This window comes from Actinoplanes oblitus, assembly GCF_030252345.1.
Taxonomy (GTDB): domain Bacteria; phylum Actinomycetota; class Actinomycetes; order Mycobacteriales; family Micromonosporaceae; genus Actinoplanes; species Actinoplanes oblitus.
Window position 1 is genome coordinate 4,649,681 of record NZ_CP126980.1, and the last position, 16,241, is coordinate 4,665,921.

Here is a 16,241-nt window from a genome sequence, read left to right on the forward strand (position 1 = left end):
ACATGGTCAGGCGACCGCGGCGCGCGCTGCTGATCGGCGTGTCCGAGTACGACGACTCCTCGATCGACTCGCTGCGCTTCATCGACGACGACCTGGACGATCTGGGTGAGGCCCTGACCTCGGTCGGCTACGAGGTCGTCAGGCATCCGCGGCAGCAGAACGACCGCGACCGGATCGACACCGCCATCGAGCAGTTCTGCCGGCAAGCCGAATCCGGCCAGCAACTGCTCATCTTCGTGAGTGGTCATGGCATCCACCGCGACGGCCGGGACTTCCTGCTGCCCTCCAGCGCGGACACGACCAGCCGGAAGTTCACCGAGAAGTGCCTGGAGATCGAGTTCGACGGGCACATCGAGAGCACCCGGTGCGGCGACGTCCTGGTGGTGGTCGACGCCTGCCGCGAGGGCGTGCGGCTGCAGGAGAAAAGCGGCTACAGCTATGTGCACAGCTGGGGCCAGCAACAGCGAAAGCGGTCCGCCGCCCGGACGATCGCCTACCTCTATGCCTGTTCCAGCGGTGAGTACGCGCACTGGAGGAAGACCGCGGACGGGACGTTCAGCCTGTTCACCCGGGCCTTCAGCCGGGCGCTCACGGACCCTTCGGTGCCGGGCACGCTGACCGGCGTACGCGAGGCGGTCCAGGTCCGCCTGGAGACCTTCAGCGCCGAGTTGGGTGTGCCCCTGCAGAAACCGCACCTCGACGGTGACGGTGATCGATGCGCGCGGCTGGTCCTGGTGGACCGGACGGTGCCCGTGCTGGTGTCACGAGGCGCGGCCGGCTGGGCCGACTACGCCAGGACCCACGCCGTCTGGGACCTGGTCCACGCCAAACCCGGTGCTCCCGAGCTGCCGGAGTCGGCCGCCGGCCTGCGTGACGCCACGGTGGAGTGCGTCGAGACCTGGTCACGGGAGTACCGGCGACTGCGCGAGTCGCTGAACGACGACCCCTGGTGGGACGAGGAACTCGCCAGCCGGATGCACGACCGGCTGTCGTGGATGATCAAGCACCTGCTCAACCGCGGCAAGCTGGCCGAGGCGGACAAGCCGCCGCTGAGTCCGGCCGAGGCCGCCGTTCTGGTCCTGATGCCGTTCGCGCAGCAACTGCACCGGGCGTCGGCCGCCGTCGCGTACCGGTCGGTGCTGGACGAGCCCGACCCGGCGGACGACAGGTGTGCCGAGTTCGCTCGTTACGTCGAGGGGCGCAGTCGCATCCGGCGCCGGCTGCGTCGCCTCGTCGCGGACGGCGACCAGGCGCACGCGAGCACCATCCGGTGGGCGGCCTACCACCGGTGGCTCGCGCAACGAGCCCAGCTCTATCGCACCGAGGTGATCGCGGAAAGCCTGCTGGCCCCGCTCGCGCCGCCGGGCAACCAATCCGCGTCGCTGCTGCGTGACGTGGCCTCCGCCGAGCGGCTGGCCCGGCTGCTGCGCGCCCTGCGCAGCGATCCGGAGGCGGCCGGCTCCGGCGATCCGGCGCTGGACGCCCTCGGTGGGACCGACATCCCGGCCGGTGCCCAGACGGTGGCCGGCGGATCGCCCGACGAGCAGACCGTACGGGACCGGCTCCTCGCGCTCATCCTGCTGGTCGCCGAGGAGTTCACCATCGACGCGACGGCGCTGCCGAGCATGGTGACCGACCACATCGGCCTCAACGACGGCATCGAGCCGGTCGAGGTGCTGCGCGCCGTCCAGGGCGCCCGGTGGTCGGCGCGCGGCCGCACCCGGGTGCTGGAGGCGCAGTGCCCGCACCAGGCGGTGGAGCTGGCGCTCGCCGAGCATACGAACGGGATCGCCGAGGTGCTGCGGCGCGTCGACGCCGCCGCGGAGGCCGACCGTACTCTGGAAGCGCTGCGGGATCTGCCCACGCACGTCGCGGCCGACGGCTTGCGGCCGCTGCCCGGACCCGACGGCCAGCCCCGGTACGACATGGTGGGCTTCCGCTTCCGCCTGGACGACGACCAGGTGCAGGAGCTGCTCATGGGCGAGCAACTGTACGGTGATCCGGCGCTGGCCATCCGGGAGCTGTACCAGAACGCCCTGGATGCCTGCCGGTACCGCCGCGCGCGAACGCAGCACCTGCGCAAGCAGGGACGGTGGACTGCCGACTGGGACGGCCAGATCGCGTTCACCCAGGGCGTCGACGAGCGTGGCCGGGCATGGCTGGAGTGCCGCGACAACGGGATCGGCATGTCCGAGCGGGAGTTGGGCAGCGTCTTCTCCCACGCGGGGGCACGCTTCGCGGACCTGCCGGAATTCCTCGAAGAGCGTGCCGTCTGGGACAAGGAGGACATCGAGTTCCACCCGAACAGCCGGTTCGGGATCGGTGTCCTGAGCTACTTCATGCTCGGTGACGAGATCGAGGTGACGACGGCGCGGTTCTCCCGGGACGGGTCCATCGCGGCACGGCTGCGGGTGGACATCGACGGGCCGGGCTCGCTCTGCCGGATCCGTACGGTCGATGCGGGTTCCGCCGAGTCCGGCACGACCATCCGCGTCTACCTGCGGCCGGACATCTCGGTGTCCTGCACGAACCTGCTGTCCCGGCTGCTGTGGGTCGCCGAGTTCCCGGTCACGGCCTCGGACGGGGCGACCACCCTCACCTGGGAGCCGGGGGAGCTGTCCCCCTACGCGCCGGCCGGCGGTGACCGGGTGATCGGCAGGAGCCGGGACTACGGCTACGAGCGTTCCGCCCGGATCCTCGATCAGGTTCTCCCGTCCACCACCGCACATGTCTGGTGGTGCAAGGGACCCGGCGGGATCCTCGCCGACGGTCTGTGGGCCGGAAACGCGCCTTTCGGGTACGTCGTCAACCTGGTGGGTCCGAAGGTTCCGCGGCTGACGGTGGATCGTCGTCGCATCCTGTCGATGGACGAGAGCCACGTGGAGCGTCTCCTGCGCGGTTCCCTGGACGACCTGTTCGCCGAGAACGGCCGCCTGCTCACCCTGGACTGGCTCAGCCGGGTCGCGGACAAGTATCTGGGGCTGGCCGACGAGATCGCGGAGCGGATGATCGATCGCGGCATCGAGCTCGCCGTCGGCTACGGCATCACGATCAAGACCGCTCTCGTCGGGGTCTTCCCGACCGATCGCCTGCTCTTCTCGACGGACGTCCCGTCGCGCGCGACGGACACCTTCGACGACGCCCTGCCGGAGAGCGAACGACTGTCGGTGGGCCGGTGGCGGCTCTACCAATACCTGCGGGCCGGATGCGTTGCCGGGGTCCGTCTCGCCACAGCGCAACCGGCCGTGGCGCCGGCCCGCCCCTCGGACGTCTGGGTCCTGTCGCTGGGTACACAAGGACCGCATCCCTGGCCGGATCCCGCCCGGCCGGTGCCCGTCCGGCACGTGTTGACGGCCGCCGCGCGGCTGGGCTGGCCCATCCGACGCGTTGTCGAGCGGCTGATCGAACTCGGACTCTCCGCCGCGGAATTCGACTGGCCGGACTGCACCCTCGGCACCGACGACGCCCGGCTGCTGGCGGAGTATCCCGCGGGCCAAGACGATCTCACCCGGCCGGCCCCACCCGGGTGTGTCTCGGTGGCCGCCATGCGGCTCGGGTGGTCACCCCGCCGGGTCGCCGAGCGACTGGCCGAGATGGGCCTGCCGGTGCCCGATCTCGCCTGGCCGGCCACCGCCCTCGGTGACGACGACGCCGAACTGCTGCCGATCCGACGTGTCGGCATCGCTCCCTGGCTCGATCCCGCGCAGCCGGCCCCGATCAGGCACGTGTTCGTCGCCGCGGCCAGGTCGCGCAAGTCGCCTCGGCAGGTGGCCCGGCGCATGACGGAACTCGGTCTGTTCGTACCCGAAGTCGACTGGCCGGACGTGGTCCTTGGCAACGACGACGTCCAGCTTCTGCCGCGGGAGCCCATCGGCCAGGAGTCATGGCTCGATCCCGCGCGGCCGGCCCCGATCAGGCACGTGTTCCTCGCCGCGGCGAGGTTGCGCACGTCGCCTCGACAGGTGGCCCAGCGGCTGACGGAGATCGGCCTGCCGGTCTCCGACTTCGCCTGGCCGAGCCTCGTCATGAACAATGCCGACGCTCGGCTTCTGCCTCAGGATTCCGACAGCACGTTCCCGTGGTTCGAGCTCGACGAGCCGGCGCTGCCCGGATACATCTCGGTAGCCGCCGCGCGCGTGGAGTGGTCCCCGCGCCGGGCTGCCGAGCGCCTGACCGAGCTCGGCCTGCCGGTGCCCGCGGGCGACTGGCCCGACCGCGCCCTGAGCATCGACGACGCCCGGCTGCTGTCGTTGGACCTCGACGGCCGGGGGCCCTGGCTCGATCCCGTGGAGCCGGCACCGCCGGGGCGTGTCTCGGTGGCCGCGGCCCGGTTGGGGTGGTCGCCTCGCCGGGTTGCCGAGCGCCTGATGGAGCTCGGCCTGTCGGTGTCCGGGTCGGACTGGCCGGAGACGCTGCTCAGCAACGATGACTGCCGCCTGCTGTCACAGGACCTCGACGGCGAGAGCCCGTGGCTCGATCCCGAGGTGCCGGCACCGCCGGGGCGTGTCTCGGTGGCCGCGGCCCGGTTGGGGTGGTCGCCTCGCCGGGTTGCCGAGCGCCTGATGGAGCTCGGCCTGTCGGTGTCCGGGTCGGACTGGCCGGCCGGCCCTCTCAGCAACGATGACGCCCGTCTGCTGTCCGAGGGCTTCGACGGTGAAGGCCCGTGGCTGGATCCCGAGCAGCCGGTCTCCATCGGTCACGTGTTCGTTGCGGCGGCGATCCTGCGGCGGTCACCCCAGCAGGCGGCGCTGCGCCTGCTGGAACTCGGCCTGGGCGTGCCGGATTTCGCCTGGCCGGATGTCACCGTCGGCGACGATGACCGCGCGTTCTTCGGTGGGATGCTCGCCGGGGACGAGGATGACCAGGAGGAGTTGGAGAACGCCCTCCGATCCCCGGTGAATCCCGGTGTCCTGCTGCCCGGCGTCAACGGTGGCCGCTGGTCCATCGGACGCGTCGCCCTGCGACTGCGGCATCTGGGGTTCCGGCTCCCGGAGGAGATCGAGGTCGTTCCGGCGGAGCTGCCGAGGACCGACCGACTGCGGCGCGCGCTCGACTGATCCGGTCGCCGGTGCCCGACTACTTGACGGCGGCCGCCGGTGGGTGCACCCGCAGGTCGCCGTGGCGGGACAGGGCCGCGGGCAGGTCGCCGGGGCGGCCGCGCAGGGTGGCGTCGAGGAACGCGGCGGTGGTCTCGGTGGTCATCCGGACGCTTCCGGTGCGGCCCAGCGAGCCGGTCAGGGCGGGGAGCGGCGGCAGGAAGAGCGGGGCGTCGGTGAAGGTGAGGTGGGCGCTGCCGGGCACGGTGAGCCGGTAGCTGGTCGCCGTGCCGCGGTCCAGGATTGCGGTCAGCAGCGCGAGGTAGTCGGTGTCGGCCCGGTCCTCGATCGGGTGGGTGAGGGCGAGCACCGGCTGGCGCAGGGGGCCCTGGTCCGGGTCGGGGCCGCCATCGAGGTTGATGACGGCGGTGAAGCGCGGGTCCCGCTCGGCGGCGCGCATGGCGGCGGCCCCGCCGACCGAGTGGCCGGTCGCCGCGGCCCGTGCGGTGTCGAACCGTCCGGTGAAGGGGCCGGGCAGCTCACCACGGTCGAGGCGGCCAAGCTGGGTGAGCACGAAACTGAGATCCGCGGCCCGCACGGCGACCCAGCCGGCCCGCCGGCGGTCGTCCTCGGCCCGGTTGCCGGTCGACGCGATCCGGGTCCGCAGGACGCGTCCGTCGGCGAGCACGACGGCTGCCGAGTCGTACGGGTGGTCGACGCCGGCGACGAGGTAACCGCGGCTGGCCAGGTCCTCAGCCCACGCGGTGTTCTGGGTGCGGGTGCCGCCCAGACCGGGGGAGAACAGCACCACCGGGAAGCGGCCGGCGGCCGGGGCGGCATCCGGCGCCGCGTGGCTGTGCGCGCGGGTCGGCCCGTCCAGCAGGAACGCCGGCGCTCCCAGGTAGCCGGCCTCCGCGCCGGCCACGATCTCCGCCTCGTGCCGGGTCCGGCCCAGGTACTGCGCTCGCGGCGCATCCGGGCCGGGCGACTGTGCCGGGTACCACAGTTGGACGACGACGGTGCGCCGATCCGGCTCGGTCCACTGCATGACCGTGGTGCCGACCGCGGACGGCCCGGACGGCTGCGGGAACTCCGGCACCGGCAGCGCCCATGCCGCGCCCGTACCCGAGGCGACCAGCGCGAGACAGGCCACGGATCCGGGCAGCGCCAGTCTCCAGCCGGCCCGGCCGCGGCGCCGGCGCAGCAGCCAGGCCACGCCGACCAGCAGGTCGGCGGCCAGCACCGGTAGCAGTTGCCAGCGTGGGTCGGGCAGGGTCAGGGCGGTGCCGAGCACCACCACACCGGCCGCGGTGAGGGCGGTGGGGCGGCGGGCGACGGCCGGCAGCCAGCGGCTCAGCACCAGGGCGACGGATCCCAGCACGACGACGATTTCCCAGACGGTCACGACAAGATCGTTCTATGCGGCTGCTGAGAGTCCGCTGAGGCGACAGTTACTCCGTCCGGGGTGACAGGGCCAGGAAGGTGAGTACCGCGCCGACGGTGGACAGGGCGGCCAGCACGAGGCCGAGAGTGTGGATGGCGCCGGTGAAGCCCACGGTCAGGCCGTGCTGATGGGCCGCGGCGACGTGGCCCTGGACGGCCTGCGCCGCGGTCCGTGCCATCTCGTCGGGGGTGAGGCCGTGGCCGCTCAGCCGGGTCGCGGTCAGGGTGCTGAGGAGGGCGGCGGTGGGCGGCCGCAGCGTCCTGGTCAGTGGCCTGCTCCTGCTGCCGATGACGGCGCCGGTGTTGCTGCTGCCGCTGGTGGCCGCCCGGCTGGCCTCGATCAGCTCGGTCCGGGCCGTGCTGACCGGGGCCTCCGCGTTGATCGCGGCGGGTGCGCTCCTGCTGGTGACGGTGCGCAGCACCGCGTCGTGGCCGGCGCTGGCGCTGCCGCTGCTGCCGTTCGGGGCCGGTGTCGGGCTGGCGTTCGGGGTGATGGACAACGCGGCCGTCAGCACCGTTCCCGTGACGAACGCGGGAGCCGCGGCGGGCATCTTCAACACCATGCGGATCACCGGAGAATCCGTCGCCGTCTCCGGGGCCGCCCCTGCAGATAGGCCGGCAGGTAGACCAGCAGCACCACGAAGCCGAGGGTGACGGTGAACGGCTGGCACACCACGGCGACGAACTCGGGCCTGCGGAACAGGCGGACGTCGAACATGGCGCGCTCGCCCCGGCGGGCTTCCACCAGGGCGAACAGGACGACCAGGAGGATCGCGCCGGCGAGCGGCAGCAGGGTGCTCGGTGCCGTCCAGCCGGCGGTGACAGCCCGGACCAGCGCGAGCGACAGGGCGGCGAGGCCGGCCGTGAAGCAGAACAGCCCGGCCACGTCGAAGCCGGGATGGCCGGGATCGCGGGACTCCGGCGCCCGGGTGGCGTACCACCACGCGGGTACCGACATCGCCGCCACCAGGAGGAACACCGAGCGCCAGCCGGCCACCTCGACCAGCGCGCCGGCGGCCAGCGGCCCGGCCGCCAGACCCGTACCGAAGCAGGTGCCGAGCACGCCGAAGGCCACCCGCCGGCGGCGCCCGGTGGTGGCGTGGGCGAGGACCGCCGCCCCGGAGGCGAGGACCGCCGCGGCCCCACAGCCCTGGACCGCTCTGGCGAGGTCCGCCACGACCATCGACGGGGCGAGCGCGACCAGCAGGGACATGACGCCTACCAGCGTGATACCGGTGCGGAACACGCGTCGCCGGCCGACCCGGTCGGCGAGGCTGCCGGCGGCCAGCGGCAGGGCGGCAAAGGTGATGTTGAAGGCGTTCAACATCCACTGGGCGGCGCCGACCGAGGAGCCGAGGTGGGTGGCCATGCTGGGCAGCGCCACCGCTGCCCCGGTCACCGAGAACGGCAGCATCATGCTCGCGCCGCCGACCGCGCTGACCGTGGCCCAGTAGTGCCGTTCGGGGCGGCGTACGACGTCGAGTGGAGGTGAGATGACCATGACACCGATCGTGAGCGGGCACCGGCCGGGCAGGAAGAGAGCTTGGTTCCCTGGGTATGACAGGGCCACCCAGCCGTCCGGCCGGCCACGCATACTGGAGCGCATGGCTGACGTGATCACCATCGCCGGTAGCCTCGGTGACTATCTCCGGACCCGGCGAGCACTGCTGTCGCCCGCCGACGCGGGACTGCCGCCGACCGGTCGCCGGCGAGTGCCCGGCCTGCGCCGCGAGGAGGTGGCGGAACTGGTCGGTCTCAGCACGGACTATTACGTACGCCTCGAGCAGGGGCGCGCGGACCGTCCCTCCGACGAGGTGCTCGACGCCCTCAGCCGGGCGCTGCGGCTCGACACCGCCGAGCGTGCCCACCTCTATGACCTGGCTCGTCCCTCCCGCCGCGCGGTGGTCGCCGGCCGGGAGACGCTGCGCCCCGCGGTGCGGCAGCTCGTCGAGGCGATGCCCGGCACGCCGGCCCTGATCATGAACGATCGCAACGACGTCCTGGCCTGGAACCGGTTGGCGGCAGTGTTGATCGCGGACTTCGCCAACCTGGCGCCGGCCGAGCGGAACATGGCCCGCCGGATCTTCCTGGACCCGGCCGCCCGCGACGTCCATCCCGACTGGGCGGACGCGGCCCGGACCACCGTCGGCATTCTGCGGATGGCCGCTGGCCGGCGACCGCGCGACCCGGAACTGGTGCGTCTGATCGGCGAGCTCGCCCTCGACAGTGCCGCCTTCCGTACGCTGTGGGCCAGTCATCACGTGCACGAGAAGACCCATGGGATCAAGCGGTTCCGGCACCCGGCCATCGGTGACGTGACGTTGCGCTACGAGACGTTGCGGATTCCCGGACCCGAGCGGCATCTCCTGGTCGCCTACGCGGCCGAGTCCGGGAGCCCGGCCGAAGACGCGCTGGACTTCCTCGCCAGCTACACCGGGTGACGGCGTCAGTTGACCTTGGACATCACCTCGTCGGCGAAGCGGCGGAGGCCGTCGCGTTTGGCGTTCAGGTCGCCGTCGAAGCCGGTGCCGTAGAAGCGCCATGGCACCACGATGGCGTCGGTCACGCCGGCCTCCGCCTGCTGACGGAAACCGTCGACGCCGAAGCGGTCGACGCACACCGCCTGGATCTCGAACGGCTGGTCGGCGCGGCCGTACTCGGCGCGCAGCCGGGTCAGGCGGTCGATGGTGGCGCGCAGCTCGTCGAAGCGCATCATCGCCGACGACCAGCCGTCGCCCACCCGGGCCGCGCGGCGCAGCGCCACGTCGGCGTGCCCGCCGACGTAGATCGGGACCGGCGACGTCGGCGCCGGGCTCATCTGCAGCCGGCCGAAGTCGAAGTGCTTGCCGTGGTACTCGACCATGCCGCCGCCGAGGATCAGCCGCAGCACCTCGATCGCCTCGTCGCCGCGCGCGCCCCGGTCCTCGAACGGCGCGCCGCACCACCGGGACTCCTCCGGTGACCAGCCGAGCCCGACGCCCAGCCCGAAGCGGTTGCCGGTCAGGTGGGCCACCGAGCCGACCTGCCGGGCCAGCAGCACCGGGTTGCGCGGGCCGAGCTTGAGCACCTGCGTGTAGAACCGGATGCGGGTGGTGGCCGCGCCCAGTGCCGCGGCCGTCACGAGCGGGTCCGACCAGGGCGTCTCGGCCGTCCAGAACCGGCTCCCGTCCGAGGTGTACGGATATTTCGCGCTGACCTGCTCGGAGTAGAACAGCGAGTCGGGCAGGGCGATCGACGCGAAACCGCACTCCTCGGCGGTCCGCGCCAGGTCGATGAGTTGGTCGAGCGGGCTGAGCGCGATGCCGAGGCTGAACTTCATCCCTGAACTGTAACGTGTTCTAATTCTGTCGGGAAGGTGCCGGCCAGGTCGAGGAGTTGCCGGGTCGCCCCGCCGAGCAGGAACTCGTGGTGCTTGGCGGCCAGGAAGTACCGGTGCAGCGGGTAATCCAGGTCGAGTCCCACGCCGCCGTGCACGTGGACCGCGGTGTGCAGCACCCGGTGGCCCGCCTCGGCCGCCCAGAATCCGGCGGTGGCGACCTCGGCCCGGCCCGGCCGGCAGGCCGCCTGCCACAGGGCCAGGCGCAACCCCTCGACATCGAGGTACGCGTCGGCGAGGCGTTGGGTGACCGCCTGGAACGAGCCGATCGGGCGGCCGAACTGCACGCGGGAACGGGCGTACTCGGCGGTCATCTCCAGGGCGCGCTCCACCACGCCGAGCTGGGCCGCGCAGGCCCCGACAGTGGTGTGCGCGGCGAGCCAGGCGGTGGCGTCCGGGCCGTCGGGAGCCTGTGCCGCGGTCAGCACGAGCCTGCCCTGCCCGGCCGGGACGGCCAGGGTGGCGACCTGCTCTTCGGTGCCGAACCGGGCGATGGCCGACGCCGCGCCGACGATCGACGACAGGTACGGCACGTCGGCGGCGGCGCGGCCCAGCTCGATCAGGATCGCGCACTGCTCGATCAGGCCGTAGCCCTCGCCGCCGGCGCGCTCGGGCAGCGCGGCGGCGAGCACGCCGGCGTCGGCGAGCGCCGGCCACAGCCGGCGGCCGGAGGCGGCCAGGTCGCGGGTGAGCGCGGCGAGGTCACGTGCCTCGTCGGTGAGTGTGAAGTCCATCGAGTCCCCTGACCGTACTCGGGTCGTACCGAAAGCGGGTTTGCTATCTCCTGACCGGCAGGCCGAGCGCGCCGGCCGCGATGATGTCGCGCTGCACCTCGTTGGCGCCGCCGCCGAAGGTGAGGATCAGCGAGGCGCGGTGCATCCGCTCGATCCGGCCCTGCAGCAGCGCGCCGGGCGAGCCGGCGCGGATCGTGGCGGCCGGGCCGAGCACCTCCATGAGCAGGCGGTACGCCTCCACCGCCAGCTCGGTGCCGTACACCTTCCCGGCCGAGGCGCGCACCGCGGCGGGCGGGCCGTCGCCACCGGCCGCCACCCGCCAGTTCAGCAGTTTGAGGACCTCGGTCTTGGCGTGCACGCGGGCCAGGTGCAGCCGCACCCATTCCCGCTCGATCGCCCCGGTCCCGACGGCCCACGCGGTGACCTCGTCGAGCGCGCGGCGCAGCGGGGCGGCCGAGGTGAGCGCGACCCGCTCGTGGTTGAGCTGGTCGGTGATCAGCCGCCAGCCGTCGTTCTCCGCGCCGACCCGCGCCGAGACCGGCACCCGGACGTCGGCGTAGTAGGTGGCGCTGGTGGTCGGGCCGGCCACGGTGCGCACCGGCGTCCAGGAGAAGCCGGGCGCGTCGGTCGGCACCACCAGGATGGACAGGCCCCGGTGCCGGGGCGCCTCCGGGTCGGTGCGGCAGGCCAGCCAGACGTAATCGGCGTACCGGATCAGGCTGGTCCACATCTTCTGCCCGTTGATCACGTAGTCGTCGCCGTCGCGGACCGCGCGGGTGCGCAGCGCCGCCAGGTCGGTGCCGGCCTCCGGCTCCGAGTAGCCGATCGAGAAGTGCGCCTCGCCGGCCGCTATCCGCGGCAACAGCTCGGCCCGCTGCCGGTCGGAGCCGTGCCGGGCGATGGTGGGGCCGACCGTGTAGATGGTCAGGAACGGCACCGGCACGCCGGCCATGGCCGCCTCGTCGGCGAAGATCAACTGGTCCATCCGGGAGCGCCCGCCGCCGCCGTGCTCGACCGGCCAGCCCAGCGCCAGCCAGCCGTCGCGGCCCAGCCGGCGCACCACGGCGCGGTACGCCTCGCCGTCGCCGTACTCACCCTCGTCGTCGATGAGCGCGGCGCGCAGTTCCGGCGTCATCAGGCCGGCGAAGTAGGCCCGCAGCTCCTGGCGCAGCTTCTCCTGCTCCGGTGTGTATCCCACGTGCATGACTGCCGCCCGGGGTCGTAGATTAGAACAAGTTCTAGCTTGGTCTCCGGGTGGAGGGGCGTCAACAGTGGAATCGGCTTACCTGGTGTCGGCGGCCCGCTCACCGGTCGGCCGGCGTGGTGGCGGCCTGTCCGGGGTGCACCCGGCCGACCTGGCGGGCCAGGTCATCGCGGCCCTGCTCGACCGGGCCGGCGTGGACCCGGGCGCCGTCGACGACGTGGTGCTGGGGTGCGTGGACACGCTCGGGCCGCAGTCCGGGGACATCGCGCGGACGAGTTGGCTGGCCGCGGGTCTGCCCGAGCACGTGCCCGGGGTGACGGTGGACCGGCAGTGCGGGTCCGGGCAGCAGGCGGTGCACTTCGCGGCGCAGGCGGTCATGAGCGGCACGGCGGACCTGGTGGTGGCCGGCGGGGTGCAGAGCATGAGCCGGGTGCCGATCGGCAGCGCTATGGCGCCCGGCGGGCCCTATGCCGGATCCGCCGGCTGGGCGGCCCGCTACGGCGACCGGGAGGTCGACCAGTTCCGCAGCGCCGACGAGATCGCGGTGAAGTGGGGTCTGCGGCGGGCCGAGCTGGAGGAGTGGGCGCTGGCCAGCCACCGGCGGGCGGTCCGGGCCATCGGCGAGGGCCGGTTCCGGGCGGAGATCGTGACGGCCGGCGTCGACGAGGGCCCGCGCCGGGACACGAGCGCCGAGCGGATGGCCGGGCTGGCCCCGCTGCGCCCCGGTGGGGTCACCACGGCCGCCACCTCCAGCCAGCTCGCCGACGGGGCCGCGGCCCTGCTGGTCGCGTCCGGCCGGGCGCTGCGCCGGCACGGCCTGCGGCCGCGGGCCGTCGTCCGGCACCTGTCCGCTCGCGGCGGCGACCCGGTGCTGATGCTGACCGCGCCGATCGAGGCGACCGCTCACGCGCTGGACCGGGCCGGCCTGCGGGTCGCCGACATCGACCGGTTCGAGGTGAACGAGGCGTTCGCCAGCGTGGTCCTCGCCTGGCTGCGGGAGACCGGTGCCGACCCGTCCCGGGTCAATGTGAACGGAGGTGCCATCGCTCTGGGGCATCCGCTCGGGGCGACCGGGGCCCGCCTGCTGACCGGCCTGCTGCACGAGCTGGAACGCTGCGGCGGTCGCTACGGTTTGCTGACCATGTGCGAGGGCGGCGGCCAGGCCAACGTCACCGTCCTCGAACGCTGTTGAGGGCGGCCAGCCGGGCGTCGGCCTCGGCCATGACCCGGTCGATCAGGTCGGCGCAGGACGGCAGGTCGTCGATCAGACCGGTCACCTGGCCGGCCGACATCACTCCGGCGGAGAGCCGGCCCTCCACCATCGACGCGCGCAGCATGGCCGGCGTGTTCGCGGCCAGCAACGACTGGGTCCGGCCGGCCCGCAGCAGATCCGGCCAGGACATGCCGGACTCGCGGCGGAACGCGGCGGCGTTCCGCACCGAGCGGATCAGCGTCGCCAGGCGGCCGGACCGCTCCAGGGAGTCGACGAACGGGGTGCGCAGGACCCGGTGCGGCACCCCGTCGATCCGGGTGGTGACCACCGTGCCGGTCACGTCGGCGGCCAGGTACCGCCGCTTCACCTCGAGGGCGACCGGGCTGTCCGAGGTGAGCAGGAACCGGGTGCCCATCGCGATCCCGGCCGCGCCGTAGGCGAGCGCCGCCACCAGCCCCCGCCCGTCGAAGAAGCCGCCCGCCGCCACCACCGGGATGTCCACCGCGTCCACGACCTGCGGCAACAGCAGCGTCGTCGGGACCGGGCCGGTGTGCCCACCGCCTTCCCCGCCCTGCACCAGGACGGCGTCGGCACCCCAGTCGGCCACCTTCTCCGCGTGCCGGCGAGCACCCACCGACGGCATGGTGAGCACGCCGCCGTCGGCGCAGCGGCGGAGCAGGTCGCGGTTCGGGGCCAGGGCGAACGAGGCGAGACCGATCCGCTCGCGTACCAAAAAATCGATCTTGTCGGGGGCGTCGGGGGCGTCGGCGCGGATGTTGACGCCGAACGGGGCGTCGGTGCGGGCGCGGATCTTGTCCACGGTGGCCCGGAGCTGGTCCAGGGTCATCGTGGCGGAGGCGACGATGCCGAAGCCGCCGGCCGCCGAGGTGGCCGCGACCAGGCCGGCGCCGGCCACGTAGCCCATGCCTGTCTGCACGATCGGATGCGGACAGCCGAGCAGCTCGGTGAGTCGGGTCCTCATCGGCGGCCGGCCGGGTCGAGCCTGTCGATGATCTCCAGCTCGGCCGGGGTCGGCTCCCGCGTGACGGGCACCTCGCCCGGCACGGCCAGCGGGAAGCCGGTCGCGGCCAGCACTTCGGCGACCGACACCCCGGGGTGCGTCGAGCGCAGCCGCATCGACCGGTCCGGGGTGGCGAAGTCGAGCACCGCCAGGTTCGTCACCACCACGCGGATCTCGGCGGCGCCACGGTCGTGACCGATCCCGGACACCATGTCGACGTGTTCGACGAAGACCCGCGGCTCGTGGCGAGGCACCCAGTAGCTGGTCGTGTGGTTGATCGTGTTGCCCGGCGCGCCGCGGACGCCGAGCAGCTGCCGGGTGGGCCGATGCCAGTCGCCCACACAGGAGATGTTCTGGTTGCCGAAGCGGTCGAGCTGGCTCGCGCCCATCATCACGTGCCGGGTGCCGGCCGCCACCACCCCGAACACCGCGCGATAGGGCAGCCACCCCTCCGGCTCGCCGCCGTGCAGCAGCGTGGCCTCACCGTCGGTGAGCAGCAGCGCGGGTGCGAAGGTGAGCTGGGCGAGCTGCGCGCCGAGCCGGGGGATCAGGCCGGTCGTGGACGCCAGCACCGCGCCGTCGCCGCGCCACGCCTCGGCGCACGCCACCACGCAGACGTCGGCGCGGCTCATCGCGCGGCCACCGCTTTCTGGTAATGCTCCTCGTCGCCGTCCAGGTAGGCGGCCCGGAACGTCGCCCAGTCGGCGGTCGCGTACTCCCGCTGGAAGGACTCGTCGCGGTCGTAGTCGGGGACACAGCTGGTGAAGTGCGCGCCGTGCGGCGTCTCCACCACCGCGTCGACCATCATCCGGTTCAGCAGCAGGCCCTGCGGCGGCCCCGCCGCGATCAGCTCCGCGGTGCTGACCAGCCGCTCGCAGGAGACGAACCGGCGCCGGGCGGCCAGGCAGAACAGGTCGTCGAAATAGGGGTCCGGGCCGAGATACCGCGCGTTGCCGCGCCGGTCGGCGCGATGCAGATGCACCAGGGCCGCGTCCAGCGTCACGGCGGGCATCGCCACCAGATCGCCACCATCGGCGTACGGCGACCGCACCGTCCGCAGCTCGGGGTTGACGCGCATCACGTCGGAGCCCAGCCCCGCCCGGATCGGCAGGAACGGCAGCCGGTTCGCCGCGGCGAGCAGGCCCCAGTGCAGCATGCCCTCGTCGTACTCGGTCAGCTCGATGGTGCCCTGCTCGCGGGCCCGCCGGAAGTGCGGCTCGAGCGGGATGCTGTCGAGCGACACGAACCCGGTGACCACCCGCCGCACGCAGCCGGACGCGACCAGCAGCCCCACGTCCGGCCCGCCGAACGAGACCACCGTCAGGTCGCGCAGCCCGGCCCGGCAGATCGCCCGGATCAGCGCCATCGGCTTGCGGCGCGACCCCCAGCCGCCGACGCCGACGGTCATCCCGTCGCGGAGCTCGGCGACCACGTCGTCGACGCCCACCACCGTCATCGCCCCTCCTCGAACCGCTGCCGGGCGCGGTCGCCGGCCCCGGCGAGGTTGAGCTCGAAGGTGAAACCCTGCTCGAACCGGTACGACCGCTTCACGTCGACCGGGTCGATGCCGTTGAGCGACTCCTTGGCCCGGCGGATCACCACCGGGTCCTTGGCCGCGATCGCGTCGGCCACGGCTCGCGCCGCCGCCGGCAGCTCGGCGGCCGGCACCACCTCGTGGACGGTGCCGAAGCGGTGCAGGGCGGCGGCGGTGACCGGGCGGCAGGTGTAGACCATCGCCCGCATCAGCTGCGGCGGCACCAGGCGGGCCAGGTGGGTGGCCGCGCCGAGGGCACCCCGGTCGACTTCGGGCAGGCCGAACGTGGCGTCGTCGGCCGCCACGATCAGGTCGGCGTTGCCGGCCAGGCCGACGCCGCCGCCGAGGCAGAAGCCGTGCACGGCGGCGATCACCGGGACCGGGCAGTCGTAGACCGCGGCGAACGCGGCGGCGCAGCCCCGGTTGGCCGCGAGCAGCGTCTCGTGGCTCGTGTCACGCCGCATCTCCTTGATGTCGACACCGGCGCAGAAGCCGCGGCCGCGCGCGGACAGCACCACGACCCGGGTCGCCGGGTCCGCTCCGGCCGCGATGATCGAGTCGGCGAGGGACTGCCAGCCGGCCGCGGGCACCGCGTTGACCGGCGGGAAGTCGATCACCACCTCGGCGATCGGGTTTTCGCCCATGGCCCGAGGCTAACCTAGCGCTTGCTTGGTGAGCTA

The 16,241-nt window shown here is 73.1% G+C and carries 13 protein-coding genes; 3 read left to right on the forward strand and 10 right to left on the reverse strand.

The window, feature by feature from the left end:
• Positions 1-2: 2 nt before the first annotated feature.
• Entirely contained in the window at positions 3-5,057 is a 5,055-nt protein-coding gene (locus Actob_RS20870) for a wHTH domain-containing protein (RefSeq protein ID WP_284921993.1), read from the forward strand.
• Positions 5,058-5,076: 19 nt separating this feature from the next.
• Here Actob_RS20870 and Actob_RS20875 read toward each other — a convergent pair whose 3' ends face one another.
• The 3 genes from Actob_RS20875 to Actob_RS20885 are packed head-to-tail and all read right to left on the reverse strand — an operon-like array spanning position 5,077 to position 7,980.
• Entirely contained in the window at positions 5,077-6,441 is a 1,365-nt protein-coding gene (locus Actob_RS20875) for an alpha/beta hydrolase family protein (RefSeq protein ID WP_284921994.1), read from the reverse strand.
• 46 nt (positions 6,442-6,487) lie between these two features.
• Positions 6,488-7,051: a hypothetical protein gene (locus Actob_RS20880; protein ID WP_284921995.1), complete on the reverse strand. Its 564-nt coding sequence runs from the start codon at positions 7,049-7,051 to the stop codon at positions 6,488-6,490.
• Positions 7,048-7,980: an MFS transporter gene (locus tag Actob_RS20885; RefSeq protein WP_284921996.1), complete on the reverse strand. Its 933-nt coding sequence runs from the start codon at positions 7,978-7,980 to the stop codon at positions 7,048-7,050. The genes Actob_RS20880 and Actob_RS20885 overlap by 4 nt, the downstream gene beginning before the upstream one ends.
• A 103-nt stretch (positions 7,981-8,083) precedes the next feature.
• Between Actob_RS20885 and Actob_RS20890 the strand changes: the two genes are divergently transcribed.
• Positions 8,084-8,920, forward strand: a complete 837-nt coding sequence (locus Actob_RS20890; protein WP_284921997.1) for a helix-turn-helix transcriptional regulator — start codon at positions 8,084-8,086, stop codon at positions 8,918-8,920.
• Between the two features lie 5 nt (positions 8,921-8,925).
• Here the strand turns inward: Actob_RS20890 and Actob_RS20895 are convergent, their stop codons facing one another.
• Genes Actob_RS20895 through Actob_RS20905 form a run of 3 tightly spaced genes read right to left on the reverse strand, consistent with a single transcriptional unit; the run spans position 8,926 to position 11,793 of the window.
• On the reverse strand, positions 8,926-9,798 hold the full coding sequence (locus Actob_RS20895; protein WP_284921998.1) for a TIGR03619 family F420-dependent LLM class oxidoreductase: 873 nt from the start codon (positions 9,796-9,798) through the stop codon (positions 8,926-8,928).
• Complete coding sequence (locus tag Actob_RS20900; protein WP_284921999.1) at positions 9,795-10,589, reverse strand: acyl-CoA dehydrogenase family protein; 795 nt, start codon at positions 10,587-10,589, stop codon at positions 9,795-9,797. The genes Actob_RS20895 and Actob_RS20900 overlap by 4 nt, the downstream gene beginning before the upstream one ends.
• A gap of 43 nt (positions 10,590-10,632) precedes the next feature.
• Entirely contained in the window at positions 10,633-11,793 is a 1,161-nt protein-coding gene (locus Actob_RS20905; protein WP_284922000.1) for an acyl-CoA dehydrogenase family protein, read from the reverse strand.
• Between the two features lie 67 nt (positions 11,794-11,860).
• On the opposite strand from Actob_RS20905, the gene Actob_RS20910 reads away from it, so the two are divergent.
• A complete protein-coding gene (locus Actob_RS20910) occupies positions 11,861-12,985 on the forward strand; it encodes an acetyl-CoA C-acetyltransferase (RefSeq protein WP_284922001.1) in 1,125 nt (374 codons plus the stop codon).
• Here Actob_RS20910 and Actob_RS20915 read toward each other — a convergent pair.
• The 4 genes from Actob_RS20915 to Actob_RS20930 are packed head-to-tail and all read right to left on the reverse strand — an operon-like array spanning position 12,963 to position 16,205.
• Positions 12,963-13,988, reverse strand: coding sequence for an NAD(P)H-dependent flavin oxidoreductase (locus tag Actob_RS20915; protein WP_284922002.1), 1,026 nt, complete (start codon positions 13,986-13,988; stop codon positions 12,963-12,965). The genes Actob_RS20910 and Actob_RS20915 overlap by 23 nt on opposite strands.
• Complete coding sequence (locus tag Actob_RS20920; protein WP_284922003.1) at positions 13,985-14,659, reverse strand: CoA-transferase subunit beta; 675 nt, start codon at positions 14,657-14,659, stop codon at positions 13,985-13,987. The genes Actob_RS20915 and Actob_RS20920 overlap by 4 nt, the downstream gene beginning before the upstream one ends.
• Entirely contained in the window at positions 14,656-15,483 is an 828-nt protein-coding gene (locus tag Actob_RS20925) for a CoA transferase subunit A (protein ID WP_284922004.1), read from the reverse strand. The genes Actob_RS20920 and Actob_RS20925 overlap by 4 nt, the downstream gene beginning before the upstream one ends.
• Entirely contained in the window at positions 15,480-16,205 is a 726-nt protein-coding gene (locus Actob_RS20930) for an enoyl-CoA hydratase family protein (protein ID WP_284922005.1), read from the reverse strand. The genes Actob_RS20925 and Actob_RS20930 overlap by 4 nt, the downstream gene beginning before the upstream one ends.
• Positions 16,206-16,241 lie beyond the last annotated feature (36 nt).

What these genes read in the sequence shown, in the direction of transcription:
- Actob_RS20870 (WP_284921993.1), top strand. Translation starts at nt 3, where the DNA reads ATGGTCAGGCGACCGCGGCGCGCGCTGCTGATCGGCGTGTCCGAGTAC.
- Actob_RS20885 (WP_284921996.1), bottom strand. Translation starts at nt 7,980, where the DNA reads ATGGTCATCTCACCTCCACTCGACGTCGTACGCCGCCCCGAACGGCAC.
- Actob_RS20890 (WP_284921997.1), top strand. Translation starts at nt 8,084, where the DNA reads ATGGCTGACGTGATCACCATCGCCGGTAGCCTCGGTGACTATCTCCGG.
- Actob_RS20895 (WP_284921998.1), bottom strand. Translation starts at nt 9,798, where the DNA reads ATGAAGTTCAGCCTCGGCATCGCGCTCAGCCCGCTCGACCAACTCATC.
- Actob_RS20900 (WP_284921999.1), bottom strand. Translation starts at nt 10,589, where the DNA reads ATGGACTTCACACTCACCGACGAGGCACGTGACCTCGCCGCGCTCACC.
- Actob_RS20905 (WP_284922000.1), bottom strand. Translation starts at nt 11,793, where the DNA reads ATGCACGTGGGATACACACCGGAGCAGGAGAAGCTGCGCCAGGAGCTG.
- Actob_RS20915 (WP_284922002.1), bottom strand. Translation starts at nt 13,988, where the DNA reads ATGAGGACCCGACTCACCGAGCTGCTCGGCTGTCCGCATCCGATCGTG.
- Actob_RS20920 (WP_284922003.1), bottom strand. Translation starts at nt 14,659, where the DNA reads ATGAGCCGCGCCGACGTCTGCGTGGTGGCGTGCGCCGAGGCGTGGCGC.
- Actob_RS20925 (WP_284922004.1), bottom strand. Translation starts at nt 15,483, where the DNA reads ATGACGGTGGTGGGCGTCGACGACGTGGTCGCCGAGCTCCGCGACGGG.
- Actob_RS20930 (WP_284922005.1), bottom strand. Translation starts at nt 16,205, where the DNA reads ATGGGCGAAAACCCGATCGCCGAGGTGGTGATCGACTTCCCGCCGGTC.